Here is a 384-nt window from a genome sequence, read left to right as displayed (position 1 = left end):
CCGAAGGCGCATGCGCGGCTCGTCGCCGGACTGCCCAACGCGAAATGGCACGATGCCGATCTGCTCGTGAACTGGATCCGCGCGGTGAAGTCGGCGCCGGAAATTGACTATCTGCGCAAGGCGTCGATGCTGGCGCAAGCGGCGGTCGCGCGCGCCTACGACGTCATCGCGCCGGGTGTGCGCGAATGCGACGCGATCGCCGAAATCCAGGCGGCGCAGATCGGAGGCAGTCCGGATTTCGCCGGCGACATCACAGCGCTGCCGCCAACGATCCTGGGCGGTGAGAACGCTTCGGCGCCGCACATCATGTGGAGCGACAGGCGGTTCGGGAAGGACGAAACGATCGCACTGGAACTGGCCGGCGTCTGCCGCCGCTATGCCGCC

1 protein-coding gene is annotated in these 384 nt (G+C 67.4%); it reads left to right on the top strand.

Annotated elements, in window-relative coordinates:
* The coding region (locus EN852_RS35970; RefSeq protein ID WP_135879699.1) for a M24 family metallopeptidase at window positions 1-384 on the top strand (384 nt) is incomplete at both ends.

This window comes from Mesorhizobium sp. M2E.F.Ca.ET.209.01.1.1, assembly GCF_004010375.2.
Taxonomy (GTDB): Bacteria; Pseudomonadota; Alphaproteobacteria; order Rhizobiales; family Rhizobiaceae; genus Mesorhizobium.
The sequence above is the reverse complement of the archived record's forward strand: the minus strand, read 5'-3'. Positions and strand labels throughout refer to the sequence as shown.